Source organism: Conexibacter sp. CPCC 206217 (assembly GCF_030646165.1).
Taxonomy (GTDB): domain Bacteria; phylum Actinomycetota; class Thermoleophilia; order Solirubrobacterales; family Solirubrobacteraceae; genus Conexibacter.
Window position 1 is genome coordinate 37,904 of the sequence record NZ_JAUTDO010000015.1, and the last position, 22,007, is coordinate 59,910.

The window sequence follows — 22,007 nt, forward strand, 5'->3', positions numbered from 1 at the left end:
GCGGCCCGCTCACACGACCGACGAGCCCGCGCGTGCGAAACGCTCCGCGAGCTGCGCGAAGACGTCGCGCAATTCCTCCGGCTCCCGCACCTCGAACTCGACGCCGAGCATCACGATCCGGATCGCGACCCAGTCGAGTTCGTCGGCGCTGGTGAGGTAGTCGCAGCGCTGCTCGTCGACCGGCTCGAAGCTGCCCCAGACGGTCGGGAAGCGGCGTCTCATCTCGGCCGCGGACTGCTTCAGCGTCACGCGCGCCTGCCAGCGCTGCTGCGTCGCGGCGAAGCGCTGCGCGGCGGAGAAGCCCTGCGTCACGTAGGCCGCCGGGTCGCCGCCGGGCAGTTCGCGCGGCGCGAAGCGCGTGCCGGCGGGGGAGGGGCGCTGCAGGCGGTCCAGCCGGAAGCTGCGCCAGTCGCGGCGGTCGCAGTCCCACGCGACGAGATACCAGCGGCGGCCGAGGTTGACGAGGCTGTGCGGCTCGACGCGGCGGCTGCTGTCGGCGCCGTCGCGGCTGCGGTAGGCGAAGCGCAGCCGCTCCCGGTCGCGGCAGGCGGCGGCGAGGATCGTGAGGTGCTCGGGCGAGACCGTCGGCCCGGTCGCCGGCAGCGTCGCGGTCGCCGAGCGCAGCGTGTTGACGCGCCGGCGCAGGTGCGAGGGCAGCACCTGCTCCAGCTTCAGCAGGGCGCGCACGGAGGTCTCCTCGATGCCGGTCACCGACGTGCTCGCGGCGCTGCTGAGGCCGACCGCGACCGCGACGGTCTCGTCGTCGTCCAGCAGCAGCGGCGGCATCGCGGTCCCCGCGCGCAGGCGGTAGCCTCCGGAGGGTCCGGTCAATGCGTCGACCGGATAGCCGAGTTCGCGCAGCCGCTCGACGTCGCGGCGGATCGTGCGACAGGAGACCTCGAGCCGGTCGGCCAGCTCCTGTCCCGCCCAGTCGCGCCGTGCCTGCAGCAGCGCGAGCAGCTTCAGCAGTCGTCCGGAGGTCTCCGTCATGTCCCTCGCACGATGTCAGGTATTGCGGCCAGTAGCTGGCCTAAACCGTCCGTAGGGTGCCTCGCATGCCTTCGAATGCGCAGGACCAAGTGATGGAGGTAGCACCCGTGCCGGCCCGCACGGGAGAGTCGGCGATCAGCGTGAGAGGGCTGGTCAAGGCGTTCGGGGACGTGCGCGCGGTGGACGGCGTCGACCTCGAGGTGGAGCAGGGAACCGTGCTCGGTCTGCTCGGCCCCAACGGGGCCGGCAAGACGACCGTGGTCCGGATGCTGACGACGCTGTTGAAGCCCGACGCGGGCGAGATGCGCGTGGCCGGACTCGACGCGGTCAAGGACGCGGCGACGCTGCGCACCAAGATCGGCCTCGCCGGTCAGTACGCGGCGGTCGACGAGAACCTGACCGGCGCCGAGAACCTGACGATGGTCGGGCGGCTCTACGGGATGACGCGCGGGAAGGCGAAGGAGCGCGCCGCGCAGCTGCTGGAGCGCTTCGACCTGACCGACGCGGCCAAGCGCCCGGCGAGAACGTACTCCGGCGGCATGCGCCGGCGGCTGGACCTCGCGGCCGCGCTCGTCGCGAGACCGCCGGTCGTCTTCCTCGACGAGCCGACGACGGGACTCGATCCGCGCAGCCGGCTGAGCCTGTGGAAGACGATCGAGGAGCTGGTCGCGGACGGCACGACCGTGCTGCTGACGACGCAGTACCTCGACGAGGCCGACCGGCTCGCCGACAAGATCGCCGTGATCGACCGCGGCAAGGTGATCGCCCAGGGCACCTCCGACGAGCTGAAGGACAAGGTCGGCGGCGAGCGCCTGGAGGTCACGCTCGACGACAGAGACCAGGCCGAGGCCGCGGTCGAGGCGCTCGCGTCGCTGTCGGACGAGCGGCCGGTCGTGGAGGCCGGCGTGGTGAAGCTGACGGTGCGCGAGCGGCGCGGCGCGATCGTCCAGGCGGTCGACCGGCTGAAGGCGGCCGGCATCGGCGTCGACGACCTCGGCCTGCGCCGCCCGACGCTCGACGACGTGTTCCTGACATTGACCGGCCACGCGGCCGAGGCGGACGAAGCTGAGGAGAAGAACGCATGAGGCGCCTGGTGTCCGACACGCTCGTGATCGCGGAGCGCAACCTGATCCGGCTCCCGCGCGCGCCCGACCTGCTGCTTGCGTTCACCGTCCAGCCGGTCATGTTCGTGCTGCTGTTCGTCTACGTCTTCGGCGGCGCGATCAGCACGCCCGGCTACGACTACGTCGACTTCCTGATCCCGGGCATCATCGTGCAGAACATCGCGTTCGGCGGCTTCGTGACGGCGCTCGGCCTGTCCGAGGACCTCAACAAGGGCCTGATCGACCGCTTCCGCTCGCTGCCGATGGCGCGCCCGGCGGTGCTCGCCGGCCGCACGCTGGCGGACGTCGTGACGAACTCGCTGTCGGTCGTCGTGCTCGTCGTGACGGGCCTGATCATCGGCTTCTCGTTCCACGCGAGCGTCGGCGACGTGCTGCTCGGCTTCCTGCTGCTGCTGTGCTTCGGCTACGCGTTCTCGTGGCTGTTCGCGCTGCTGGGGCTGGTCGTCTCCTCGCCGGAGGCGGCCAACTCGCTCGGCTTCATCGCGGTCTTCCCGCTGACGTTCATCTCGTCGGCGTTCGTCCCGGTCGACACGATGCCGGACGCGCTGAAGTGGTTCGCGGACGTGAACCCGTTCACGGTCGTGGTCGACGCGATGCGCTCGCTGTGGCTCGGCGCACCGGCCGGCAACAGCGTCTGGGGCGCGTTCGTCTGGTCCGCCGTGATCATCGCGATCTTCGCGCCGCTCGCGGTCGCGAAGTACCGCCGCACTGCCAGCGGTCGGTAGATCGAAACCCGCCGTCACGTCCAGACTCGCTAGTTCGCTTTGTCACAAGTGGACTGGCGGCTGGCCGTGCGGCCAGGGTACGTTCGCACGATGCCCCGATCGGTCGCCTTCACCGCCGCGCTCTGCGCCGCCGCCCTCGCAGCACTGCCCGCGGCCGCTTCCGCGACCGACTACGCCGGCCAGGCGCTGAACATCATCCCGTCCGGCCAATGGGGCGGGATCGGCGCGCCGGACGCGGCCAGCGACCAGGCGCGCATGTACGACGGCCTGACGCCGCTGTTCGACCAGGTCACGCCGAACGACCTGACGACCTACTTCAAGCCGGAGACGTTCGGCACCGCCGGGCAGTGCCCGTGCACGGCCGAGAAGGTCCCGCGCAGAGGCGTGAGCATCGTCCGCGACCGCCAGAACGTGCCGCACATCACCGGGCGCAACCGGCTCGACCTCGACTGGGCGGCCGGCTGGGTGCTCGCACAGGACCGCGCGCTGCTGCTGTCCGCCGGCCGCTACCCGGCCCGCTTCGCGGCGCTCGACGCGCCCGGCGTCGACGCCTTCTCGCTCGTCACCTCGCTGTCGAGCGTCACCGTCACGAGACAGGCCGACCGCCTGATCGACAGAGCGCAGACGGACGCGCTGCTGGCACAGGGCGCCGAGGGCCGCGCGCTGCTGAGAGACATCGACGAATACGTCAAGGGCATCAACGCGCGCTTCGCGTTCGACAGATCGTCGCAGGCGCCGTTCACGCGCGTGGACGTGTACGCGATCAACGCGCTCGCCGGGCAGATCTTCGGGCAGGGCGGCGGCGACGAGACGCGCCGCTCGATGTTGCTCGACGGCCTGCGCAGACAGCTCGGCGAGACCGACGGCACGCGCGTCTGGAACGACCTCGCCGAGCACCTCGACGACGACACGCCGGTGACGATCTCCAAGCGCTTCCCGTACGAGCAGGTGCCGGCGAGAGCGAGCGGCAACGCCGTCGTCGACAACGGCTCGATGACCGCCGCCGGCCTGCGCGCCACGGCGACCGCGGCGAAGGCGCACAGAAACATGTCGAACTTCCTGATCCTCTCCGGCAGACGCTCGACCAACGGCCATCCGCTGTTCGTCGCCGGCCCGCAGATCGGCTACTACTACCCGGGTCTGACGCTGGAGATGGACCTCAGAGCGCCCGGGATCCAGGCGCGCGGCGCGGCGATGCCGGGCGGCGCGGGCAACCTGCTGATCGGCCGCGGGCCGGACTTCGCGTGGTCGCTGACGTCGGCGGGCTCCGACACCAACGACCAGTTCGTCGAGACGCTCTGCGGCGGCTCGCAGACGAAGTACCTGTTCAAGGGCAGATGCCGCGCGATGGGCTCCGTCGACGCCGGCTCGATCCTCGGCAGAGGCAGAGTCGCCTACCGCACGACCGTCCACGGCCCGGTGCTCGGCTACGCGACCGTCGGCGGCAGACGCGTCGCGATCTCCTTCCAGCGCTCCAGCCATGGCAAGGACGTGCTGTGGCAGATCGCCTTCAAGCGCTTCACCGACGGCAAGGTGACGGGCGTCAGATCGTTCTACGACGCTGCCGCGACGTCGCCGTTCACGTTCAACGTCGGCTACGCGGACGACCGCGACATCGCGATGTACTCGACCGGCGCTCTGCCGCTGCGCGACCCGCGCGTCGACCCGCGCCTGCCGACGAAGGGCACGGGCCAGTATGAGTGGAGAGGCTGGCTGAAGCCGATGGACCACCCGCACGTCGCCAACCCGGCGTCGGGTGAATTGATCAACTGGAACAACAAGCCGGCGGCGGGCTTCGGCTCCTCCGACGCGGAGTGGTCGCAGGGCTCGACGCAGCGTGTGACGATGCTGCGCGCCGGGATCGCCAAGAGAAGCAAGCACGACCTGGCAAGCGTGACCTCCGCCATGAACGCGGCGGCGACGCAGGACCTGCGCGTGCAGGGACCGCTGTTGGACGGCCTGCACGCGCTGCTGGTCGGCACGCCCGCGCCGAGCCCGCGCGCGCAGCAGCTGCTCGACCTGCTGCGCGGCTGGCGCGCGAGCGGCTCCAGCCGGCTGGACCGCACGCTCGACGGCCTGATGGACGCCGGCGCGGCGCCGGTGATCATGGACACGCTCTACCCGCGCCTCGCCGACGCGGTCCTGACGCCGGTGCTCGGCGCAGACCTGAACGCGCAGCTCGCGTCGATCGAGGGCACGACGAACGCGCCGTCGAGCGGCTTCACGGGCGGCCGGCTCGCCTACCTCGACAAGGACCTGCGCACGCTCACGGGCACGAGATTCCGCTCCCCGTTCGCGACCCGCTTCTGCGGCAGAGGCGACCTCGCGGCCTGCCGCGCGGCGGTCTGGGCGGCGATCGACCAGACCGGTGCGGTGCTGGCGGCCGCGAGAGGCAGCGAGGACCCGGCGGCATGGACCTCCGACGCGAACGCCGAGCGGATCAGCTTCGCCCCCGGCATCTTCCCGACGACGATCCGCTACACCAACCGCCCGAGCGGGATCCAGCAGGTGATCACGTTCAGAGGGCATCGCAAGGAGCGCCGCTAGCCGGGGGCGCACGACGGCCGGGTCCTGACCGCTCGCGCGCGACTCGAACCGTGCGCGATACTCCTGCGATGGCGTTCGTTCCGCCCGCCCGCCATCTGCTGCGCGCCAAGGACCTTGCCGACGCGCGCTACTTCGAGTCGCTCAGAGTCGAGGATCTGGCGCGCGCCGCGGGGCTGTCGCGGGCGCACTTCAGCGAGCAGTTCCGGCGCGCGTTCGGCGAGTCTCCGCACGCGTACCTGCTGACGCGGCGGCTGGAACGTGCCGCGGCGCTGCTGCGCACGACGGACCGCTCGGTCGCGGACGTCTGTCTGTCGGTCGGGCTGCGCAGCGTCGGCTCGTTCACGACCAGCTTCACGCGCACGTACGGTGTCTCGCCGACCGCCTATCGCGCGAACTTTCCACCCGCCGCCCAGTTCGCGCGCGTGCCCGGCTGCGTCGTGCGCGCCCACGGTCGTCCGCAACGCCGGACGTTTCGAGAAGACAGCAGACCGTTGCAGGGTTAGCGTGACGTTCGACCAGTCGAGCCGCCGCCGCCCGCGCCGCCGCGTCGCTCAGTCGTCCAGCACCGTCAGGTCCAGCTCGCGCAGGCGCGCCGGATCGGCGAGCAGGTCCAGCTGGACGATCCGGCCGCGCGCGACGGTGAAGCCCGCAACGGCCAGCGGTCCCGCGGGGCCCGCGACGACGAAGCCGGCGGTGCCGTTGACGACCACCGGCTTCGCGAGCCGCGCAAGGCGCGCGAACGTCAGCGCGCGCGCCGCGACGGCGGCGGCGCCGTGCACCTCGCGCCCGCCGGCGGCCGGCAGCGCGCCGCGGTCGACGCGCAGCACGACGTCGGGGTCGAGCACCTCCACCAGCGCCTGCATGTCGCCGCCTCGCGCAGCGGCGAGGAACGCGTCGACCAGCTCGCGCTGAGCGGCGAGGTCGACGTCGGGCGCCGGCGCGCCGCCGCTCACGCGCCGCCGGGCGCGGCTGGCGAGCTGGCGCGCGGCGGCCGGCGAGCGCCCGACGATCGGCGCGATCTCCTCGAACGGCACGCCGAACATGTCGTGCAGCACGAACGCGAGCCGCTCCGGCGGCGCGAGCGTCTCCAGCACGATCAGCAGCGCCAGCCCGACCGAGTCGGCCAGCAGCGCCTCGTGCTCGGGGTCGACGCCGTCGGCGCGGCTGACGATCGGCTCCGGCACGTGCGGACCGAGCCGCTCCTCGCGTCGTGCTCTGCGTGAGCGCAGCATGTCGAGGCAGACGCGCGCGACGACCGTCGTCAGCCACGCCGGCAGGTTCTCGACGCTGCCGGCGTCGGCGCGGTTGAGCCGCAGCCACGCCTCCTGCACGGCGTCGTCCGCCTCGCTGACGGAGCCGAGCATGCGAAACGCGACCGCCCGCAGGTGGGCGCGGCTCGTCTCGAAACGGTCCGCCAGGAATTCGCGCTCGTCCATCTGTCACATCCCTTCGTCGCGGTGCGTCAAAGGGGTGACGGATGCAACGCAGGCGATGTGACAAGGAGCTCGACTTCTGATGGAACGCAAGTGGTGGACCCTGATCGCGGTGTCGGTGGCGACGTTCATGCTGCTGCTCGACATCACGGTCGTCAACGTGGCGCTGCCGTCGATCCGCGACGACCTCGGCGCCAGCTTCGAGGACCTGCAGTGGGTGATCGACGCGTACGCGCTGACGCTCGCCGCGCTGGTGCTGACGGCGGGATCGCTCGCGGACCGGCTCGGGCGCCGCAGGATCTTCGTCGCGGGCCTGGCGATCTTCACGGGCGCGTCGCTGTGCTGCGCGCTGGCGCCGGACCCGACCGTGCTGAACGTCGCCCGCGCGCTGCAGGGCGTCGGCGGCGCGGCGATGTTCGCCGTCTCGCTCGCGCTGATCGCGCAGGAGTTCGCGCCCGGCCGCGAGCGCGGGACGGCGATGGGCGCCTACGGCGCGACGATCGGCGTGGCGGTCGCGATCGGCCCGTTGCTGGGCGGCGCGCTGACCGATTCGCTCGGCTGGGAGGCGATCTTCTACTTGAACGTCCCGATCGGCCTCGCCGCGATCGCGATCACGTACGCGAAGCTGCGCGAGAGCCGCGACCCGCACGCGACGCGTGTCGACTGGGCCGGCACGGCGACCTTCAGCGCGTCGCTCGTACTGCTCGTGCTGGCGCTCGTGCGCGGCAACGCGGAGGGGTGGGGGAGTGGGCTGATCGTCTCGCTGCTGGTCGGCGCGGCGGTGCTGTTCGGTGCGTTCGTGGCGATCGAGCGGCGTGTCGCGGAGCCGATGCTCCCGCTCGGTCTGTTCCGCCGCGCCTCGTTCACCGGTGTGCAGATCGCGGCGTTCGCGATCTCCGGCTCGATGTTCGCGCTGTTCCTGTACCTGACGCTGTACCTGCAGAGCTATCTCGGCCTGTCGCCGTTCCAGGCCGGCCTGCGCTACCTGCCGATCACGGTCGCGAGCTTTGTCGCCGCGCCGATCGCGGGGGCGCTGCTGTCGCGCGTGCCGGCGCGGCTGCTGATGAGCACGGGGCTGGGGATGGCCGGCGTCGGCCTGCTGCTGATGTCCGGCGTCGCGGTCGACTCGGAGTGGACGACGCTGCTCGGCGGCTTCATCGTCGCGGGCGCGGGCGTTGGGCTGATCAACCCCGTCATCGGCGACGTCGCGATCAGCGTCGTGCCGAAGGAGCAGAGCGGGATGGCGGCCGGCATCAACGACACCTTCCGCCAGGTCGGCGTCGCCGTCGGGATCGCCGTCTGGGGCGCGATCTTCGTCGGCCGCGGAGCCGACCGCGTGCGCGAGTTGCTGGCCGGCACGCCGTCGGCGACGGGCGAGCGGCCGCGCCAACTGGTCGAGGCGGCCTCCTCCGGCAACCTCGACCAGGCGCTCGCGACGGTGCCGGCGGGCTCGCGCGGCGCCGCCGGCGACGCCGCGCGCGAGGGCTTCCTCGCCGGCCTCAACGACGTCCTCACGCTCGGCGCGCTGCTCTGCTTCGCCGGCGCGGCGCTGACGCTGTGGTTGGTGCGCGAGCGCGAGATCGAGCGGGACGCGGTGGTGGAGGTGGAGGATCCTGCGACTCCGGTCGTGGCATAGAGTCCAGCGATGCAGGTCTGGCTCCACGCCTTCTCGTTCCCCCATCGCACCGCCGCCCTCGCGCGGCAGGCGGAGGCGTGGGGGTTCACGGGGCTGTTCGTCGCCGACAGCCAGAACCTCAACGCCGACGTCTGGATCGAGCTGGCGCTCGCCGCCGCGGCGACGCGGCAGCTCCAGCTCGGGCCGGGCGTGACCAACCCCGCCACGCGACATCCGGCGGTGACGGCCTCGGCGGCGGCGACGCTGCAGGAGGAGAGCGGCGGGCGCGTCGTGCTGGGGCTCGGACGCGGCGACTCGGCGTTGTCGCAGATCGGCCTGGCGCCGGTCCACGTCGCCGGGTTCGAGCGCGCGCTCGCGGAGCTGCAGGGCTTCCTGCGCGGTGAGGAGGTCGTGCTCGACGACGACGTGCGCAGCTCGATCGGCTGGATCGCGGCGTCGCAGCAGCCGAAGGTCCCGGTCGCGGTCGCCGCGACCGGTCCGCACGTGATCGCTGCCGCGGCCCGCCACGCGGAGATGCTCGACTTCACGGTGGGTGCGGAGCGCGAGCGGTTGGCATGGGCGATCGAGGCGGCGAGGGCGGCGGGCGAGGCGGCTCGCGCGGGCGCGCTCCCCGACGGCGCAGGTCGCTCGCCGGGCGCCGCCCTCTCGCTCGGCGCGTTCGTCAACGTCGCGGTCGATCCGGATCGCGCCGCCGCGCGCGATCTCGTGCGTGGCAGCACCGCGATCCTCGCGCGCTTTGGCACGGAGGGCGCGCCCGCCGATGGCCTTTCCGAGGTCACGAAGGCCGGCATCGCGCAGCTCGGCGCGGAGTACGAGGAGGCGCGCCATGGGCAGTCGAGCGCGCCGGCCGCGCGCCGGTTGGAAGACGACTTCATCGACCGCTTCGCCGTCTGCGGGCCGGCCGGCGAGGTGCTCGAACGGCTGCTCGCCTTGCGCGACCTCGGGCTCGAGCGGATCGTCGTCGTGCCCGGCTCTCTCGACGCCGATGCAGCCGCGGTCGAGGCGTCGAACGAGCGTTTCGCGGCGGACGTGCTGCCGGGGCTGCTGGCGGCGTGACCGCACGATCTTACATTTAGCGGTCTCACACCGTGGGAGCTGAGGTCCGTCGATTCCCGTCGTCGCGCGGTCGCACCGCTCGCCACATCGTCGCGCTCGCATCCCCCGCGGCGATCAGCAGCGCGACGTTGCGCAGCACGAGCGTCGTCGGGTTGACGTCGCTCAGCTCCAGCGCGGGCGCCCCGGGATAGAGGCCGACGGTCATCACGACCGCGGCGGCGACGATCCAGGCAGGCCGCGCGAGCCGCGTCTCGCGTGAGCACAGCACGACCGCGACGAGCCCCACGAGCCAGATCATGAACTGCGGGCTCAGCACGCGGCTGACGACGATCGACAGCAGCACGACGGTGAAGACCGCGTCGCGACCGGCGGCGAGGCTGGTGAGATAGCGGGCGGCGTCGTCGTGGAAGCCGTCGTCGGCGGCTGACTCGTCGCCGTTGGCGCCGCCGGCGCTGTCGCGCTCGCAGCCGCAGACGCTGCCCCGCCGCACGATTCGCTCCCGCATGATCCACCACCCCGCCGCCGCCAGCCCGAGCAGCAGCATCAGCCACCCCAACCCGTCCGCGAGCGTGGCGGCGAGCGGGGCGCTCAGTTCGTTGGTGCCGTTGCGGAAGACCGTCGCGACCGGCTCGCCGCTGACGACGCGCGCGACGTGCCACGGCGTCGCGCCGATCGCCTCGACCTGCAGCCCGCGCTGCTGCTGGTGGTCGAGGAAGCCGCTCTGGTCGCCGAACGCGAGCGCCGCGGACGCGAACACCGCGACCGCGGCGACGGCGACGCCCGCGGCCGCGCGCAGCAGTCGCCGCCGATCGCGCTCAGCCAGCAGCACCGCGAGCGGCCACAGCTTCAGCATCGCGCCGGCACCCAGCAACGCCCCGAGCCAGAACGCGCGCATGCGGATCGCGACGAGCCCGCCGACGGCGATCACGGTCGGGACGAGGTCGAAGCGCAGCAGAGGGATCGCGCCCATGCACGGCATCAGCAGCAGCCACGCCCACACGCCGGCGTCGCGCCGCTCGCGCCGGGCGAGCGTCGCCACGAGCACGAGCCCGAGCAGGTCGACCAGCAGCATCAGCCCGACGAACGCCTCGCCGAACGGCGCGTCGAAGACGCGCGGGAGCAGCAGCAGGAAGGCGACCAGCGGCGGGTACTGCCAGTTGTCGCTCCGCGGCAGCGCGTGCGTGCCCGCGAGCTGATCCGACCACGCGTGGAACAGGTAGACGTCCTGCAGCTGCCCGCCGTCCACGTCGTTGAAGAACCCCGCCTGCACGACCATGAACGCGCGCGTCAGCAACCACGCTGCCGCCCAGGCGAGGTAGGTGCGCTGCGCGGCGGACATGAGCGGAGGCGAGCGCAGAGGCGACGGTCGCGCTCGTCGGTCGCAGCGTACGCGATGGCGACCGCGCACCCCAGGCCGCCGGCCGATAATTCACACGACCGTCACAGGTTGGAGGATCGCGACGCGAAGGCACGGCGTACGCGAATGTGCGTACGTCGCGCGACCAGGCGGTTTGAAGGCTGCGATCCGCTGTTAAGTTCCGCTGCATGCGCGTGCGATGGCGGTACCTCGGGGTCGTGGGCGCGTGCGCCGCGACCGTGCTGATCGGCGCCGGCGGCGCGTCGGCGGACTGGAGCGCGGTCACCCCGCTGCCGGTCGGGACGACCTCGATCGGCGACCAGATCCTCAGCTCCCCGACGGGGGAGCTGCTGCGCTACGGGGTCCAGGACGGCTACCCGGCGGTGACGCCGCTCGGGCCCGGCGGCCTCGGAAGCGCGACGAGAATTCCCGGCGCGCCGAGAGACGCGGTGCCCGGCGCCGTCGCCTTCCTGCCCGACGGCAGCGCGGTGATGTCGTACTACAGATTCAACAGCGGGCCGCTGCAGCTGATCGTCCGCTTCGCCGACGGTAGCTTCGGCCCGGCCTACAACGCCGGCTCCGCGACGGAGGGCTTCGCCGCGCGCGCCGGCGAGGTGCTGACGATCGGCGAGACGTTCTTCAACGTGCCGCAGGTCTCGGTCGCGTCGCTGTCGCTGGCGCCGAACGGGACGATGGCGCCGGTCGGCTCTGCGGTCCCGATCTACATCGCGCCCGGTTCCGGCGTCGACAGATACGGGACGCAGATCGCGCCGTCGAGCGTCGCGCTCGACGCCGACGGGCAGGCCGAGGCGGTGCTCAGCATCGACCACATCGAGACGAGCGGCAACGAGGTGCTGGCAGTCCACCGCGACGCCGGCGGCACGTGGGACGCGCCGAGCAGCATCTCGGCCGGTCTGCCCGGCGCCTACTTCGCCGGCGCCGCGAAGACGGCGGTCGCGCCCGGCGGTCGCATGCTGGTCGCGTTCACGACCGGCGACGGCACGCTGCTGACGTCGTCGCTGTGGACCTCGCTGCGCGAGCCGGGGAGACGGATCCCGCTGCCGTCGAACGTGAACAGCCTCGCCGGGGCCGGCGGCGCGGGCAACTTCCCGACGCTCCTCGCGGCGGGCGGCGACGGGACCGTCGCGCTCGCCACCAACACGGCGAGATGCACGAGCACGAGCATCAACGAGGTGACGCAGCGGACGATCGACGTGCGCGCCGCCGCGCCCGGCGAGCCGCTGAGCAGCTACTCGATCGGGATCTCCAACAGCGAGATGGCGAAGAGCCGCCTGATCTCGCTCGGCGCCGGCGGCGGCGGCGCTGCGATCGTCGGCGTCAACGACCAGCAGATCACCTCCGGCGTCTCCGACAACACCTGCACGACCGGGAACCTGATCAACAACGCCGGAACGGTCAGCGACCGCGTCACGCTCGTGAGCCCGTACGACGGCACCACGCGCACGTTCGGGACAGGCAGCTTCGTCGGCGGCAGCAACGGCAGCGTCAGACTCGCCGCCGACGCCGTCGGGATCGACGACGACGGCAACGCCGGCGTCAGCGGGCGGCTGGCGGTCTCGGGCGTGCCCGCGTTCGCGTGGTACACCGGGCCGGGACGGCCGGGCGGTGGCAGAAGAGACGGCGGGGATCCGAATCCCGGCGGCGGGCCGGGGCCGGGCGGCGATCCGGGGCCGGGGCCGGGCGACGGCGGGCCCTCCGCGCCCGCCGCGCCGACGCCGCCCGGCAGAATCACGACGCCGATCGTGAACCCGCCGAGCGGCAACCGAGCGCCGACCGCGACCGCGAGACCGACGGCGCTGTCAGCCGACGGCAGAGTCACGGTGACGCTCACCGGCCCGACGCTGAGCGATCCCGGCGCGGTGCTCGGCCAGCAGCTCGCGCTGCAGGTCTTCGCCGGGCCCGGCGCCACGCGCGCCAGCGCGGCGGCGAAGGCGAGGGCGAGAGGGAAGGCGAGAGGCAGAAGAGGCCGCAAGCCGGCGAAGCCGACCCTGATCGGCAGCGTCAGCAAGAGCGTGCGGCTGAGATCGAGACAGCGGCTCGTCGTCAGACTGCAGCTGTCGCCGAAGCTGACGCGCTACGTCAGATCGCACGCGAAGGCGACCGTCAAGCTGACGCTGACCTCGACGCTGAGAGGTCACGCCAAGACGGTCACCACGCGCACGATCAAGCGCGGCGGGCACTGACACACCGAGGCGCCGAGCGGACGGCTCCGGTCGTGCTCGACCGGAGCCGCCGCAGACCTACAGCTGCCGGTACTGCACGTTCACGCTGACGCTGCTGTACGGCGTCGCGGCGCAGGCGAGGAAGGGGAGCGTGCGCGTCAGGCTCGGCTGCGCGGCGCCCCACAGAGTCGACATCTGCGTGCTTGTCATCGACGTGCCGGGCGCGAGGTAGGTGGTCGCGCTCGCGTCGCCGCACTGCTCGGTCGAGTGGCCGGGCTTGACGAAGAACAGCGGCGGGCCGCCGGCCGGGTTCGTCACTCTCGTCAGGACGGCGTTGAAGCCGGCGCCGCCGCCGTACTGGCCGAGGAACGGGACGTAGCCCTGGATCACTTGCTGCGCGTTCATCCGCACGGACGCGTCATGGATCGACCCCGGGGCGTTCTGGTTGGCGGCTCTCTGCACGTCCTTCAGCCACATCAGGTTGATGCCGAACGAGCGCTCGCCGTAGACGACGTAGTCGTTGGCGACGGTGTTGAAGAGGCTCGCCGCGCTGTCGTCTCTACGCGTGTTGACCTTCCACTGGAAGGAGGGCGATCTCGACCACTGCAGGTTGATGCCGAAGGTCTCGTGGCCGTAGACGAGGTACTGGTTACGGGCGCTGTTGAAGATCGCGACGTTCGCCGTCGGGTCGATCGCGTATCTGCGGTGGTCGCGCACGTTCGGCGCCGGCGGCTTCGGGATGAACTGCCACTGCGTCGAGTAGGAGCGCCAGACGAGGTCGACGCCGAACGTCCGGCTGCCGTAGCCGACGTAGCTCTTGTTGACCATGTTCTTGAGGAAGTACGGGCTGTTGTACGACGGCGCGTAATTGCCGACGTTCCACTGCTGCGGGTCGGTCGGCGAGACGGCTGAGGCGCTCGCCGGGATCGCGATCAGCGTCAGCAGCGCGATCAGCAGGGCGGCGGGGCGGGCGAGACGGTGGATGCGCATGGCGGTCTCCTCGGAGCGGTGGGCCTGTGGACTGCGATCCACTCTCCTCTGGGACGTCCCCGCTGTCCGTCGACCGCGTGACGGGCGTTGTGTCAAGTGCGCGACAGAGGCTCGGCGGTCCGCGCCCGCGGCGGCGCCCTGCGCGCGATCCGCGCGGCGATCGACTCTGAGCTGACCGTCGAGGGCTGACGGGCGCCCGAGCCCGTCAGCTCCTCGACGACCTCAGCTCAGCGCTTCGGGCAGGTGAGCGTGACCGGCTCGCCGTCGGCCTCGGGGGTGCTGACGATCAGGCGCGTGAAGATCTCGCGCTGCAGCGCCGGGCAGGCGCGCAGGCGCCAGACGCGGACGGTCACTCTCGAGCGCACGAATCTGCCGCCGGCGCAGTTGGGATCGCAGTCGTTGACGACCCACGTGCCCTTGGCGACGCCCTCGCTCGCGTTCCACTTGCTCCATCTGAGGCCGGTCAGCGACTCGTTCGCGTCGGCGCAGGTGATCACGAATCTCGACGGCTTGACGACGCCTCTGCCGGCGCAGGTCGGCAGCACCGGGTGCGACGGTCTGGCCGCGACCGCGCTGGAGCCGGCGGCGGCGACGCCGAGCACGGCGACCGCGGCAGCGGCAAGGGCGGGCGCGCGGAGCGCGCGAAGGGCGCGAAGGGGGGAGACGGACATACGGGGACCTCCTGGTTGCGATGACGCCATGGCGTCATCGATGACGACTCGCTCCTGTCTATCGGCGCGAGTGGCGCCCGGCTGTATCCCCTTGAAGGTCGGGCGCCGAACCAACCCACTCGTGGACGCGAACGCTGCCCGACCGCCGGCGGAAGAGCCCGCTTCGACGGCCGCTTCCACATCGTCGCGGTGCACCCGGCGGCAAGCTCTCGTCGCCGATGCGCCGCTACCTGCGGGTACTCGCCCCGCGCCGAGACGCGACTTTCAAGGTAGTTGGCGCGCTGCCGATCACTGTGGTGTGATCGATTGCACCGTCCACGGCGAGGATGCGCGCCGGGCGTACGAGCGCGATGAGTACCAGACCTACCTGGAAAAGGTGCGCGAACGAACGCAGGCGTTGGTGCTCGAGGCGGTGCGCAAGACCTATTCGCCGCAGCAGGCGTCGGTCACGGCACGCGTCAAGGCACCAGGATCGTTCGAGACCAAAGCGGCGAAGTCACGCGTTGGCGACCCGCACGAGCCGAAGTACATGCGGCCGCTGTCGGCGATCCACGATCAGGTCGCGGTGCGCGTCGTGGTGCTCCACAGCGGCTTTCTCAGCCACGCACGAGATCTGATCCAGGCACATCCCGAGCTGATCGTCGAGGAGCGCGAGGACAAGGCGATCGCACACTGGGCGAACCGCTCCTTCGGCTATCACGGGATCCATCTCTCGATTCGACCGGTCGGCGTCAGCATCCCGCCACCGGCCGAGTCGATGCTGGGATGTCTTGACCGCGTCGAGATCCAGGTGCGAACCCACGCACAGCACGCCTGGGCCGAGGTGGAGCACGGCCTTCGATACAAGAGCGAAGTCGACGATGACACTTCGCGCATGCTCGATCGAGTGGCTGCGCTGCTCGAGACGGCGGACGGCCTGCTCGAGACGATCGACGTGCGCGCGTCCGCAGCAGAGGACCGAACCAGCGCCGAGCCGGCTGCGGTGGCGACGCTGCCGGAGGTGCTCGAACGACATTTCCCTGGTGGGCGGCAGCCGAGACCGGCCTCGCTGAGATGGATCACCCGCTGCGCCAGAACGCTGGGCCTCGACGACCCGGCCGCAATCGATGCCGCTCTGCAGCACGTTCCGTTCGATCACATCGAGGCGGTCTTCAGCAGAGCGGGCCATTCGCCGCGCAGCCAACTCCGACAGCTCGACGACGCGCTCTTGTGGATCGGGCGCGAGGACTACGTGCACGCCGCGGAGGCGGGGGTGGAGGGAACCTCGGATCGCTACGCCCGAGGCCGCGTCGGCATCCTGCGCTGGCGACTCTCGCGCTTGCTCGAGGCCGACGCCGCCGCCGCGTGACCTGAGTCGACGCGGCGGCGGGTCAGTCAGCCAGTCACGCCAGGTCGAAGCGGTCCAGCTCCATGACCTTGACCCACGCCGCCACGAAGTCCTGCACGAACTTCGCCGACGCGTCGTCGGAGCCGTAGACCTCGGCGAGCGCGCGCAGCTCGGAGTTGGAGCCGAAGACGAGGTCGACGCGGGTGCCGGTCCAGCGCACCTCGCCGGTCGCGCGGCTGCGACCCTCGAACACGTCCTCGCTCTCCGACGTCGGCTTCCACTCGGTCGAGACGTCGAGCAGGTTGACGAAGAAGTCGGTGCTCAGCGTCTCGGGCCGGTCGGTGAAGACGCCGTGCGCGGACTGGCCGGTGTTCGCGTTCAGCACGCGCAGGCCGCCGAGCAGCGCCGTCATCTCGGGCGCCGACAGCTTCAGCATGAACGCCTTGTCCAGCAGCAGGTGCTCGGCGGGGATGCCGGCGCCGGGCTGCAGGTAGTTGCGGAAGCCGTCCGCTCTCGGCTCCAGCACGGCGAACGAATCGACGTCGGTCTGCTCGGTCGTGGCGTCGGTGCGCCCGGGGGAGAACGGCACCGTCACCTCGTGACCGCCCTTCTGCGCCGCCGCCTCCACGGCCGCGCCGCCGCCCAGCACGATCAGGTCAGCGAGCGAGACGCGCTTGCTGCCCGTCTGCGCGCCGTTGAACGCCTGCTGGATCTTCACGAGCGCGTCCAGCACCGGCGCGACGCCCGCGTTCACCGCCCAGCCGGCCTGCGGCTCCAGGCGGATCCGCGCGCCGTTCGCTCCGCCGCGCTTGTCGGTGTCGCGGTAGGTCGAGGCCGACGCCCAGGCCGTCGCGACCAGCTGCGACAGCGACGGGCCGGCGTCGAGGATCTGGGCCTTGAGCGTCGCGACGTCGGCGGCGTCGATCAGCTCGTGGTCGACGGCCGGGACCGGGTCCTGCCACAGCAGCTCCTCGGACGGAGCCGACGGGCCGAGGTAGCGGGAGGAGGGACCCATGTCACGGTGCAGCAGCTTGAACCACGCGCGCGCGAACGCGTCGGCGAGCTGGTCCGGGTTCTCGTGGAAGCGCTTGGAGATCTCCAGGTAGACGGGATCTCTGATCAGCGCGATGTCGGTCGTCGCCATCATCGGCGCGGTCCGCTTCGACGCGTCGTGCGCGACCGGGACGGCCTGCTGCGCCTCGGGGTTGGTCGGACGCCACTGGAACGCACCGGCGGGGCTTCTGGTCAGCTCCCAGTCGTAGCCGAAGAGGTTGTCGTAGAAGCCGTTGTCCCACGTGACCGGGTCGTTGGTCCAGGCGCCCTCGAGGCCGGAGGAGATCGTGTCGTCGCCCTTGCCGGAGCCGAATCTGCTGATCCAGCCGAAGCCCTGCTCGGCGAGCGGGGCGCCCTCCGGCTCGGCGCCGACGTTGGCGTCGGGGTCACCCGCGCCGTGCGTCTTGCCGAAGGTGTGGCCGCCGGCGATCAGCGCGACGGTCTCCTCGTCGTTCATCGCCATGCGGGAGAACGTCTCGCGGATGTCGCGCGCGGCGGCGAGCGGGTCGGGCTTGCCGTTGGGGCCCTCCGGGTTGACGTAGATGAGACCCATCTGGACGGCAGCGAGCGGGTTCTCCAGCTCGCGGTCGCCGCTGTAGCGCTCGTCGTCGAGCCAGCCGTGCTCCGGGCCCCAGTAGACGTCCTCCTCGGGCGCCCAGATGTCCGGGCGGCCGAAGGCGAAGCCGAACGTTCTGAAGCCCATCGTCTCCAGTGCCCGGTTGCCGGCGAGCACGAGCAGGTCGGCCCACGAGATCTGCTGGCCGTACTTCTGCTTGACCGGCCACAGCAGGCGGCGCGCCTTGTCGAGGTTGACGTTGTCGGGCCAGCTGTTGAGCGGGGCGAAGCGCTGCGCGCCGCTGCCGCCGCCCCCGCGGCCGTCGTAGGTGCGGTACGTGCCCGCGGCGTGCCAGCTCATGCGGATGAAGAGCGGGCCGTAGTGGCCGTAGTCGGCCGGCCACCACTCCTGCGACTGCGTCATCAGCGCGTCCACGTCGGCGACGAGCGCGTCGACGTCGAGGTCCTTGAACGCCTCGGCGTAGTCGAAGGCGGCGTCGAGCGGGTCGGCCTGGGGGTTGTTCTGGCGCAGGATCCGCAGGTTCAGCTGGTTCGGCCACCAGAACTGGTTGGCGGTTACGCCGACGTCTTGATGCTTCGCGTGCACGGGACAGCCCATCTGTCTGTGCACATCGCTCGTCGTGACGTCGCCGTGCTCGTCGGTGGCGCTCATCGTTCTCCTCGTACGTGGGTTGGGTGACTTCGGTGTTTCAGTGGTGGCTCGCCGCGCGCGTTCAGTCGGCGGCGGCTGCGGTTCGACAGTCGGAGCAACGGCCCCAGTACACGACCTCTGCCTCGTCGATCTCGTAGCCGTGGTCGTCGGAGGGGTGCATGCACGGCATCCGCCCGACGGCGCAGTCGACGTCGACGATGCTGCCGCAGTCGCGACAGATCAGGTGGTGATGGTTGTCGTCGACGCGCGCCTCGTAGCGGGCCGGCGACTGCGACGGCTGGATGCGCCGCACGAGCCCGACCTCGACGAGGGCGCCGAGCACGTCGTAGACGGCCTGACGCGAGATCGTCCCGATCTCCGCTCTGACGGTGGTGGCGACGTCCTCCGCCGTGCTGTGCGCGCGATCTGAGACCGCCCGCAAGACGGCGACGCGCTGCGCGGTGACCTTGAGACCCTGCTGGCGCAGGAGGTCGGCGGAGGCGACAGGCGGCTGAGCGGGCACGTGCGCATCATCGGCGCTGCTCTGGACTGTGTCAAGTCTCTGAGGGATACAAGCTGCCGTGTGGCGTCCGCGCACCGATCCGTCGACCATATGTCCACCCAGAGCTGCTCGCGGCGACTGCCGGGAACTCCTCAATTCACTCGCTCTCCCGTTCAGGGAACAACGGAGGTTCCAACTCATGCAACGCTTCTCCCGCTCGGCCGCGGGTCTGTCCGTCGCCGTGCTCGCGACCGCGAGCATCGCGCCTCAGGCCGTCGCCGCGGCCCAGGCCCCGCCCGCCGTTCACTCCAGCAGCGTCGTCGACGACCTCTTGGGCTTGGACCTCGGCGGGGTGCTCGCCGGACTGCTCGGCGGGACTCAGCAGGACCAGCTGTCGCAGCTGCGTGATCTGCTCCAGAGCGGCACCGACCCCACGGGCGCCGACCTCGCGCCGCTCAGCGACGTCCTCACCCAGCTCGGCGGCACCTCGGGCCTGCCGGTGGACGTGCAGGCGCTGCTGCAGCGGATCGTCGGGCTGCTCGACGCCGGCGGCACGACGCCGTTGGATCCCGGCCTGCTGGCACCCGTTGGGGCATTGCTGCAGCAGTTGGCGCTGACCGACGGTCTGCCGGCCCCGGTCGCGCAGCTGCTCGACCAGCTCGGCGACGCGCTGGTCGGAGACGGCACGGCCGGCCTCCCGATCGCGGGCGCGCTGGCGCTGCCGCCGGCCGTGGTCCAGGCGCTCGACGAGGTGCTGCAGTCGCTTGAGAGCGGTGGGGAGCCCACCGGTGCGCTGCTGCAGCCGTTGATCCCGCTGCTGCAGGAGATTGCGGGTGCGCCGGGGCTGCCGCCCGCGCTGTCGGACCTGATCAACGAGCTGATCGACACGCTGCAGGAAACGACAGGTGCGCTCAATCCGCTGGCGACGCGTCAGCTCTCCAGCGTGCTCGACCTCGTCGGCAACACCGCCGGTGTCGACACGATCACGAGAACGACGATCGACAGAACGACGTCGATCCTCGACAGAGCGGCGGCTGCCGGCACGACTGGCACCCGCGGACCGGCGGGGCCTCCTGGTCCCAGCGGTGCGCCCGGCGCGACCGTCGTCGTGCCGGGCGGCAGCGGCAGCGCTGCGCCCGCGGCGCCGCAGGCGCGCAAGGCCACGACGCGCGACAAGGCCGTCGTCAAGAAGGTCGTGCTCAACAGAAAGCGCACGATCGCCTCGGTCACGATCGCATGCCCCAAGAGCGCTCCCGCGGTCTGCACGGTCACGGCGGGGGCGCGCCTCAGAGGCAAGCTCGCCGTCAGACGGACGCTCACGACGCGCATCGGCGCGAACAAGGCGAAGGTCGCCAAGCTGCGCCTGACCGCGGCGAGCGCCAGAGCGCTGCGCAGACGCGGCGGCACGGTCAAGGTCAACCTCTCGACCAGATTCGGGACGCAGAAGTTCGCCGCGAGCAAGACGACGAAGGTCGCCAGAGTCAAGCCGAAGTCACGCTGAACGACGCGACGAGCGGCAGCGCCCCGAGCCCCGATCGGGGGCTGCCGCAGGCGCGGTCGCTGGAAGGCGGCCCAGCAGGGGACGACGAATGGGCGAGAGCACGGATGCCCAGGGCGCTCAGGAGGTCATGCGGCAGGCACAGCCTCCGGCGTGTCGGACTCGACGGCTCGCTTGATCGAGGCGGCGAAGTCGTCGGCGGTCTTGCGCGCGGCGCGCAGCGCGAGCGGTGCGATCAGCTTGCCGAAGCCGTGGCCCTCCAGCTCGTTGAAGATCGTCACGCGCGTGCTGCCGTCTCCGAGCGGCTCGAGGTCGTAGCCGCCGACCTTCGCCGTGACCGCGTTCTTCGCGAAGACCTGAGCGATCGGACGATCGATCACGGTCGTCCCCTGAAAGCGGCCCGCCATCGCTACTCCTTCGATTGACTCAGAATCCGAGCATCATGACGGCGGGCCGCGTGGAAGGGAAGGCCTCGTCGCAGCCGTATCGTGTGAGGCCGTTGTGCGCTCCACCGACGTTGTGATCATCGGCGCAGGTGCCGCCGGGCTGATGTGCGCCCTGACCGCCGCCCAGCGGGGACGTCAGGTGCTGCTCGTCGACCACTCCAACAAGGCCGGCAAGAAGATCCTCATGTCCGGCGGCGGTCGCTGCAACTTCACCAACATGTACGCCGAACCGGCGAACTTCGCCTCCGAGAATCCACATTTCTGCAAATCGGCCCTGGCCCGCTACACGCCGTGGGACTTCATCGCGATGGTCAGCAGGCACGGCGTGCCCTACCACGAGAAGAAGCTGGGCCAGCTGTTCTGCGACAACAGGTCCAAGGACATCCTCAACATGCTGTTGGACGAATGCCGGCATGCCGGCGTTGACCTGCGCGTGGACACCGCGGTGCAGCAGATCGAGAAAACCGAGGCCGGCGGATACCTGCTGAGCACCGGCATGGGGGAGATCGCCGCGCAGTCGCTGGTGGTCGCCACCGGCGGCCTGTCGATTCCGACGCTGGGCGCCACCGGCTTCGGCTACGAGGTCGCTCGCCAGTTCGGCCACAACGTGCTGTCGACCCGCGCCGGCCTGGTGCCGTTCACCAGTTCCGGTCAGCTCAAGGAGCTGTGCGTCGAGCTGTCCGGCACGTCGGTGGACTGCGCGGTCAGCTGCAACGGCGAGAGCTTCCGCGAGAACATCCTCTTCACCCACCGCGGTCTCAGCGGCCCGGCGATCCTGCAGATCTCCTCGTTCTGGCACCCCGGCGACGCCGTGGAGATCAACCTGCTGCCCGACCGCGACACGCTGGAGTGGCTGCAGCGCCAGCAGGCCGCGCGCCCCGACAGCGAGCTGAAGACCCTGCTGGGCGAGGTCTTCAGCAAGAGGATGGCGGCCCTGCTGGCCGAGCACTGGCTCGCGTCCAAGCCGATGAAGCAGTACACCGCGGCCGAACTGCGCGCCGTCGCCGACAGGCTCGGCGCCTGGCAGGTCGTGCCGGCCGGCACCGAGGGCTACCGCACCGCCGAGGTCACCCTGCGCGGCGTCGACACGCGCGAGGTGTCGTCCAAGACGATGGAATCGCTGAAGAGCCCGGGCCTCTACTTCATCGGCGAGGTGCTGGACGTCAGCGGCCACCTGGGCGGCTTCAACTTCCAGTGGGCCTGGTCGTCGGGCCACGCGGCGGCGCAGTTCGTCTGAGCGCCCGAACGCGGATCTGCCGAGT

Annotated in this window: 18 protein-coding genes; 10 read left to right on the forward strand and 8 right to left on the reverse strand. The window is 71.3% G+C overall.

Annotated elements, in window-relative coordinates:
- Positions 1–9 precede the first annotated feature (9 nt).
- Positions 10–990 (reverse strand): YafY family protein, encoded by a 981-nt coding sequence (locus Q7L65_RS26235; protein ID WP_304726231.1) that lies wholly within the window; start codon positions 988–990, stop codon positions 10–12.
- Between the two features lie 92 nt (positions 991–1,082).
- Here Q7L65_RS26235 and Q7L65_RS26240 point away from each other — a divergent pair, with 92 nt between their 5' ends.
- From Q7L65_RS26240 to Q7L65_RS26255, 4 genes are all read left to right on the forward strand, one after another.
- A complete protein-coding gene (locus Q7L65_RS26240; protein ID WP_304726233.1) occupies positions 1,083–2,075 on the forward strand; it encodes an ATP-binding cassette domain-containing protein in 993 nt (330 codons plus the stop codon).
- Positions 2,072–2,839, forward strand: coding sequence for an ABC transporter permease (locus Q7L65_RS26245; protein WP_304726235.1), 768 nt, complete (start codon positions 2,072–2,074; stop codon positions 2,837–2,839). Before Q7L65_RS26240 ends, Q7L65_RS26245 begins: the two co-directional genes overlap by 4 nt.
- A gap of 90 nt (positions 2,840–2,929) precedes the next feature.
- Complete coding sequence (locus tag Q7L65_RS26250; protein WP_304726237.1) at positions 2,930–5,386, forward strand: penicillin acylase family protein; 2,457 nt, start codon at positions 2,930–2,932, stop codon at positions 5,384–5,386.
- Between the two features lie 68 nt (positions 5,387–5,454).
- The gene (locus tag Q7L65_RS26255; protein WP_304726239.1) at positions 5,455–5,889 is read left to right on the forward strand and encodes a helix-turn-helix transcriptional regulator; all 435 of its coding nucleotides are present in this window, start codon (positions 5,455–5,457) and stop codon (positions 5,887–5,889) included.
- 48 nt (positions 5,890–5,937) lie between these two features.
- On the opposite strand, the gene sigJ is transcribed toward Q7L65_RS26255, so the two are convergent.
- Positions 5,938–6,822, reverse strand: a complete 885-nt coding sequence (gene sigJ / locus Q7L65_RS26260) for an RNA polymerase sigma factor SigJ (protein WP_304726240.1) — start codon at positions 6,820–6,822, stop codon at positions 5,938–5,940.
- A 79-nt stretch (positions 6,823–6,901) separates the two neighbouring features.
- Between sigJ and Q7L65_RS26265 the strand changes: the two genes are divergently transcribed.
- Both Q7L65_RS26265 and Q7L65_RS26270 read left to right on the forward strand, forming a co-directional pair.
- The gene (locus Q7L65_RS26265; protein WP_304726242.1) at positions 6,902–8,455 is read left to right on the forward strand and encodes an MFS transporter; all 1,554 of its coding nucleotides are present in this window, start codon (positions 6,902–6,904) and stop codon (positions 8,453–8,455) included.
- Between the two features lie 9 nt (positions 8,456–8,464).
- The gene (locus Q7L65_RS26270) at positions 8,465–9,511 is read left to right on the forward strand and encodes an LLM class flavin-dependent oxidoreductase (RefSeq protein ID WP_304726243.1); all 1,047 of its coding nucleotides are present in this window, start codon (positions 8,465–8,467) and stop codon (positions 9,509–9,511) included.
- A gap of 25 nt (positions 9,512–9,536) precedes the next feature.
- Here the strand turns inward: Q7L65_RS26270 and Q7L65_RS26275 are convergent, their stop codons facing one another.
- On the reverse strand, positions 9,537–10,850 hold the full coding sequence (locus tag Q7L65_RS26275; RefSeq protein WP_304726245.1) for a glycosyltransferase 87 family protein: 1,314 nt from the start codon (positions 10,848–10,850) through the stop codon (positions 9,537–9,539).
- 206 nt (positions 10,851–11,056) lie between these two features.
- On the opposite strand from Q7L65_RS26275, the gene Q7L65_RS26280 reads away from it, so the two are divergent.
- Positions 11,057–13,072 carry a hypothetical protein gene (locus Q7L65_RS26280; protein ID WP_304726247.1) on the forward strand — a complete coding sequence of 672 codons (2,016 nt, stop codon included), beginning with the start codon at positions 11,057–11,059 and terminating at the stop codon, positions 13,070–13,072.
- Positions 13,073–13,129: 57 nt separating this feature from the next.
- Here the strand turns inward: Q7L65_RS26280 and Q7L65_RS26285 are convergent, their stop codons facing one another.
- Both Q7L65_RS26285 and Q7L65_RS26290 read right to left on the reverse strand, forming a co-directional pair.
- Positions 13,130–14,041, reverse strand: coding sequence for a hypothetical protein (locus Q7L65_RS26285; protein WP_304726250.1), 912 nt, complete (start codon positions 14,039–14,041; stop codon positions 13,130–13,132).
- A gap of 227 nt (positions 14,042–14,268) precedes the next feature.
- On the reverse strand, positions 14,269–14,712 hold the full coding sequence (locus tag Q7L65_RS26290) for a hypothetical protein (protein ID WP_304726252.1): 444 nt from the start codon (positions 14,710–14,712) through the stop codon (positions 14,269–14,271).
- Between the two features lie 121 nt (positions 14,713–14,833).
- Here Q7L65_RS26290 and Q7L65_RS26295 point away from each other — a divergent pair, with 121 nt between their 5' ends.
- Positions 14,834–16,060, forward strand: coding sequence for a GTP pyrophosphokinase family protein (locus Q7L65_RS26295; RefSeq protein WP_304726254.1), 1,227 nt, complete (start codon positions 14,834–14,836; stop codon positions 16,058–16,060).
- 34 nt (positions 16,061–16,094) lie between these two features.
- On the opposite strand, the gene katG is transcribed toward Q7L65_RS26295, so the two are convergent.
- Positions 16,095–18,320, reverse strand: a complete 2,226-nt coding sequence (gene katG, locus Q7L65_RS26300) for a catalase/peroxidase HPI (protein ID WP_304726256.1) — start codon at positions 18,318–18,320, stop codon at positions 16,095–16,097.
- Between the two features lie 61 nt (positions 18,321–18,381).
- Positions 18,382–18,822, reverse strand: a complete 441-nt coding sequence (locus Q7L65_RS26305) for a Fur family transcriptional regulator (RefSeq protein WP_304726258.1) — start codon at positions 18,820–18,822, stop codon at positions 18,382–18,384.
- A 178-nt stretch (positions 18,823–19,000) separates the two neighbouring features.
- On the opposite strand from Q7L65_RS26305, the gene Q7L65_RS26310 reads away from it, so the two are divergent.
- Positions 19,001–20,302: a hypothetical protein gene (locus Q7L65_RS26310; RefSeq protein WP_304726259.1), complete on the forward strand. Its 1,302-nt coding sequence runs from the start codon at positions 19,001–19,003 to the stop codon at positions 20,300–20,302.
- A gap of 125 nt (positions 20,303–20,427) precedes the next feature.
- On the opposite strand, the gene Q7L65_RS26315 is transcribed toward Q7L65_RS26310, so the two are convergent.
- Positions 20,428–20,706, reverse strand: a complete 279-nt coding sequence (locus tag Q7L65_RS26315; RefSeq protein ID WP_304726260.1) for a hypothetical protein — start codon at positions 20,704–20,706, stop codon at positions 20,428–20,430.
- A gap of 94 nt (positions 20,707–20,800) precedes the next feature.
- Between Q7L65_RS26315 and Q7L65_RS26320 the strand changes: the two genes are divergently transcribed.
- Positions 20,801–21,982, forward strand: a complete 1,182-nt coding sequence (locus tag Q7L65_RS26320; protein WP_304726262.1) for an NAD(P)/FAD-dependent oxidoreductase — start codon at positions 20,801–20,803, stop codon at positions 21,980–21,982.
- The last annotated feature ends 25 nt before the right edge of the window (positions 21,983–22,007 follow it).

Excerpts from the sequence above, each read along its gene's own strand:
- Q7L65_RS26275 (WP_304726245.1), bottom strand. The coding sequence starts at position 10,850 with ATGTCCGCCGCGCAGCGCACCTACCTCGCCTGGGCGGCAGCGTGGTTG.
- Q7L65_RS26235 (WP_304726231.1), bottom strand. The coding sequence starts at position 990 with ATGACGGAGACCTCCGGACGACTGCTGAAGCTGCTCGCGCTGCTGCAG.
- Q7L65_RS26315 (WP_304726260.1), bottom strand. The coding sequence starts at position 20,706 with ATGGCGGGCCGCTTTCAGGGGACGACCGTGATCGATCGTCCGATCGCT.
- Q7L65_RS26280 (WP_304726247.1), top strand. The coding sequence starts at position 11,057 with ATGCGCGTGCGATGGCGGTACCTCGGGGTCGTGGGCGCGTGCGCCGCG.
- Q7L65_RS26265 (WP_304726242.1), top strand. The coding sequence starts at position 6,902 with ATGGAACGCAAGTGGTGGACCCTGATCGCGGTGTCGGTGGCGACGTTC.
- katG (WP_304726256.1), bottom strand. The coding sequence starts at position 18,320 with ATGAGCGCCACCGACGAGCACGGCGACGTCACGACGAGCGATGTGCAC.
- Q7L65_RS26245 (WP_304726235.1), top strand. The coding sequence starts at position 2,072 with ATGAGGCGCCTGGTGTCCGACACGCTCGTGATCGCGGAGCGCAACCTG.
- Q7L65_RS26270 (WP_304726243.1), top strand. The coding sequence starts at position 8,465 with ATGCAGGTCTGGCTCCACGCCTTCTCGTTCCCCCATCGCACCGCCGCC.
- Q7L65_RS26285 (WP_304726250.1), bottom strand. The coding sequence starts at position 14,041 with ATGCGCATCCACCGTCTCGCCCGCCCCGCCGCCCTGCTGATCGCGCTG.
- Q7L65_RS26250 (WP_304726237.1), top strand. The coding sequence starts at position 2,930 with ATGCCCCGATCGGTCGCCTTCACCGCCGCGCTCTGCGCCGCCGCCCTC.
- Q7L65_RS26310 (WP_304726259.1), top strand. The coding sequence starts at position 19,001 with ATGCAACGCTTCTCCCGCTCGGCCGCGGGTCTGTCCGTCGCCGTGCTC.
- Q7L65_RS26240 (WP_304726233.1), top strand. The coding sequence starts at position 1,083 with ATGGAGGTAGCACCCGTGCCGGCCCGCACGGGAGAGTCGGCGATCAGC.
- sigJ (WP_304726240.1), bottom strand. The coding sequence starts at position 6,822 with ATGGACGAGCGCGAATTCCTGGCGGACCGTTTCGAGACGAGCCGCGCC.
- Q7L65_RS26290 (WP_304726252.1), bottom strand. The coding sequence starts at position 14,712 with ATGTCCGTCTCCCCCCTTCGCGCCCTTCGCGCGCTCCGCGCGCCCGCC.
- Q7L65_RS26255 (WP_304726239.1), top strand. The coding sequence starts at position 5,455 with ATGGCGTTCGTTCCGCCCGCCCGCCATCTGCTGCGCGCCAAGGACCTT.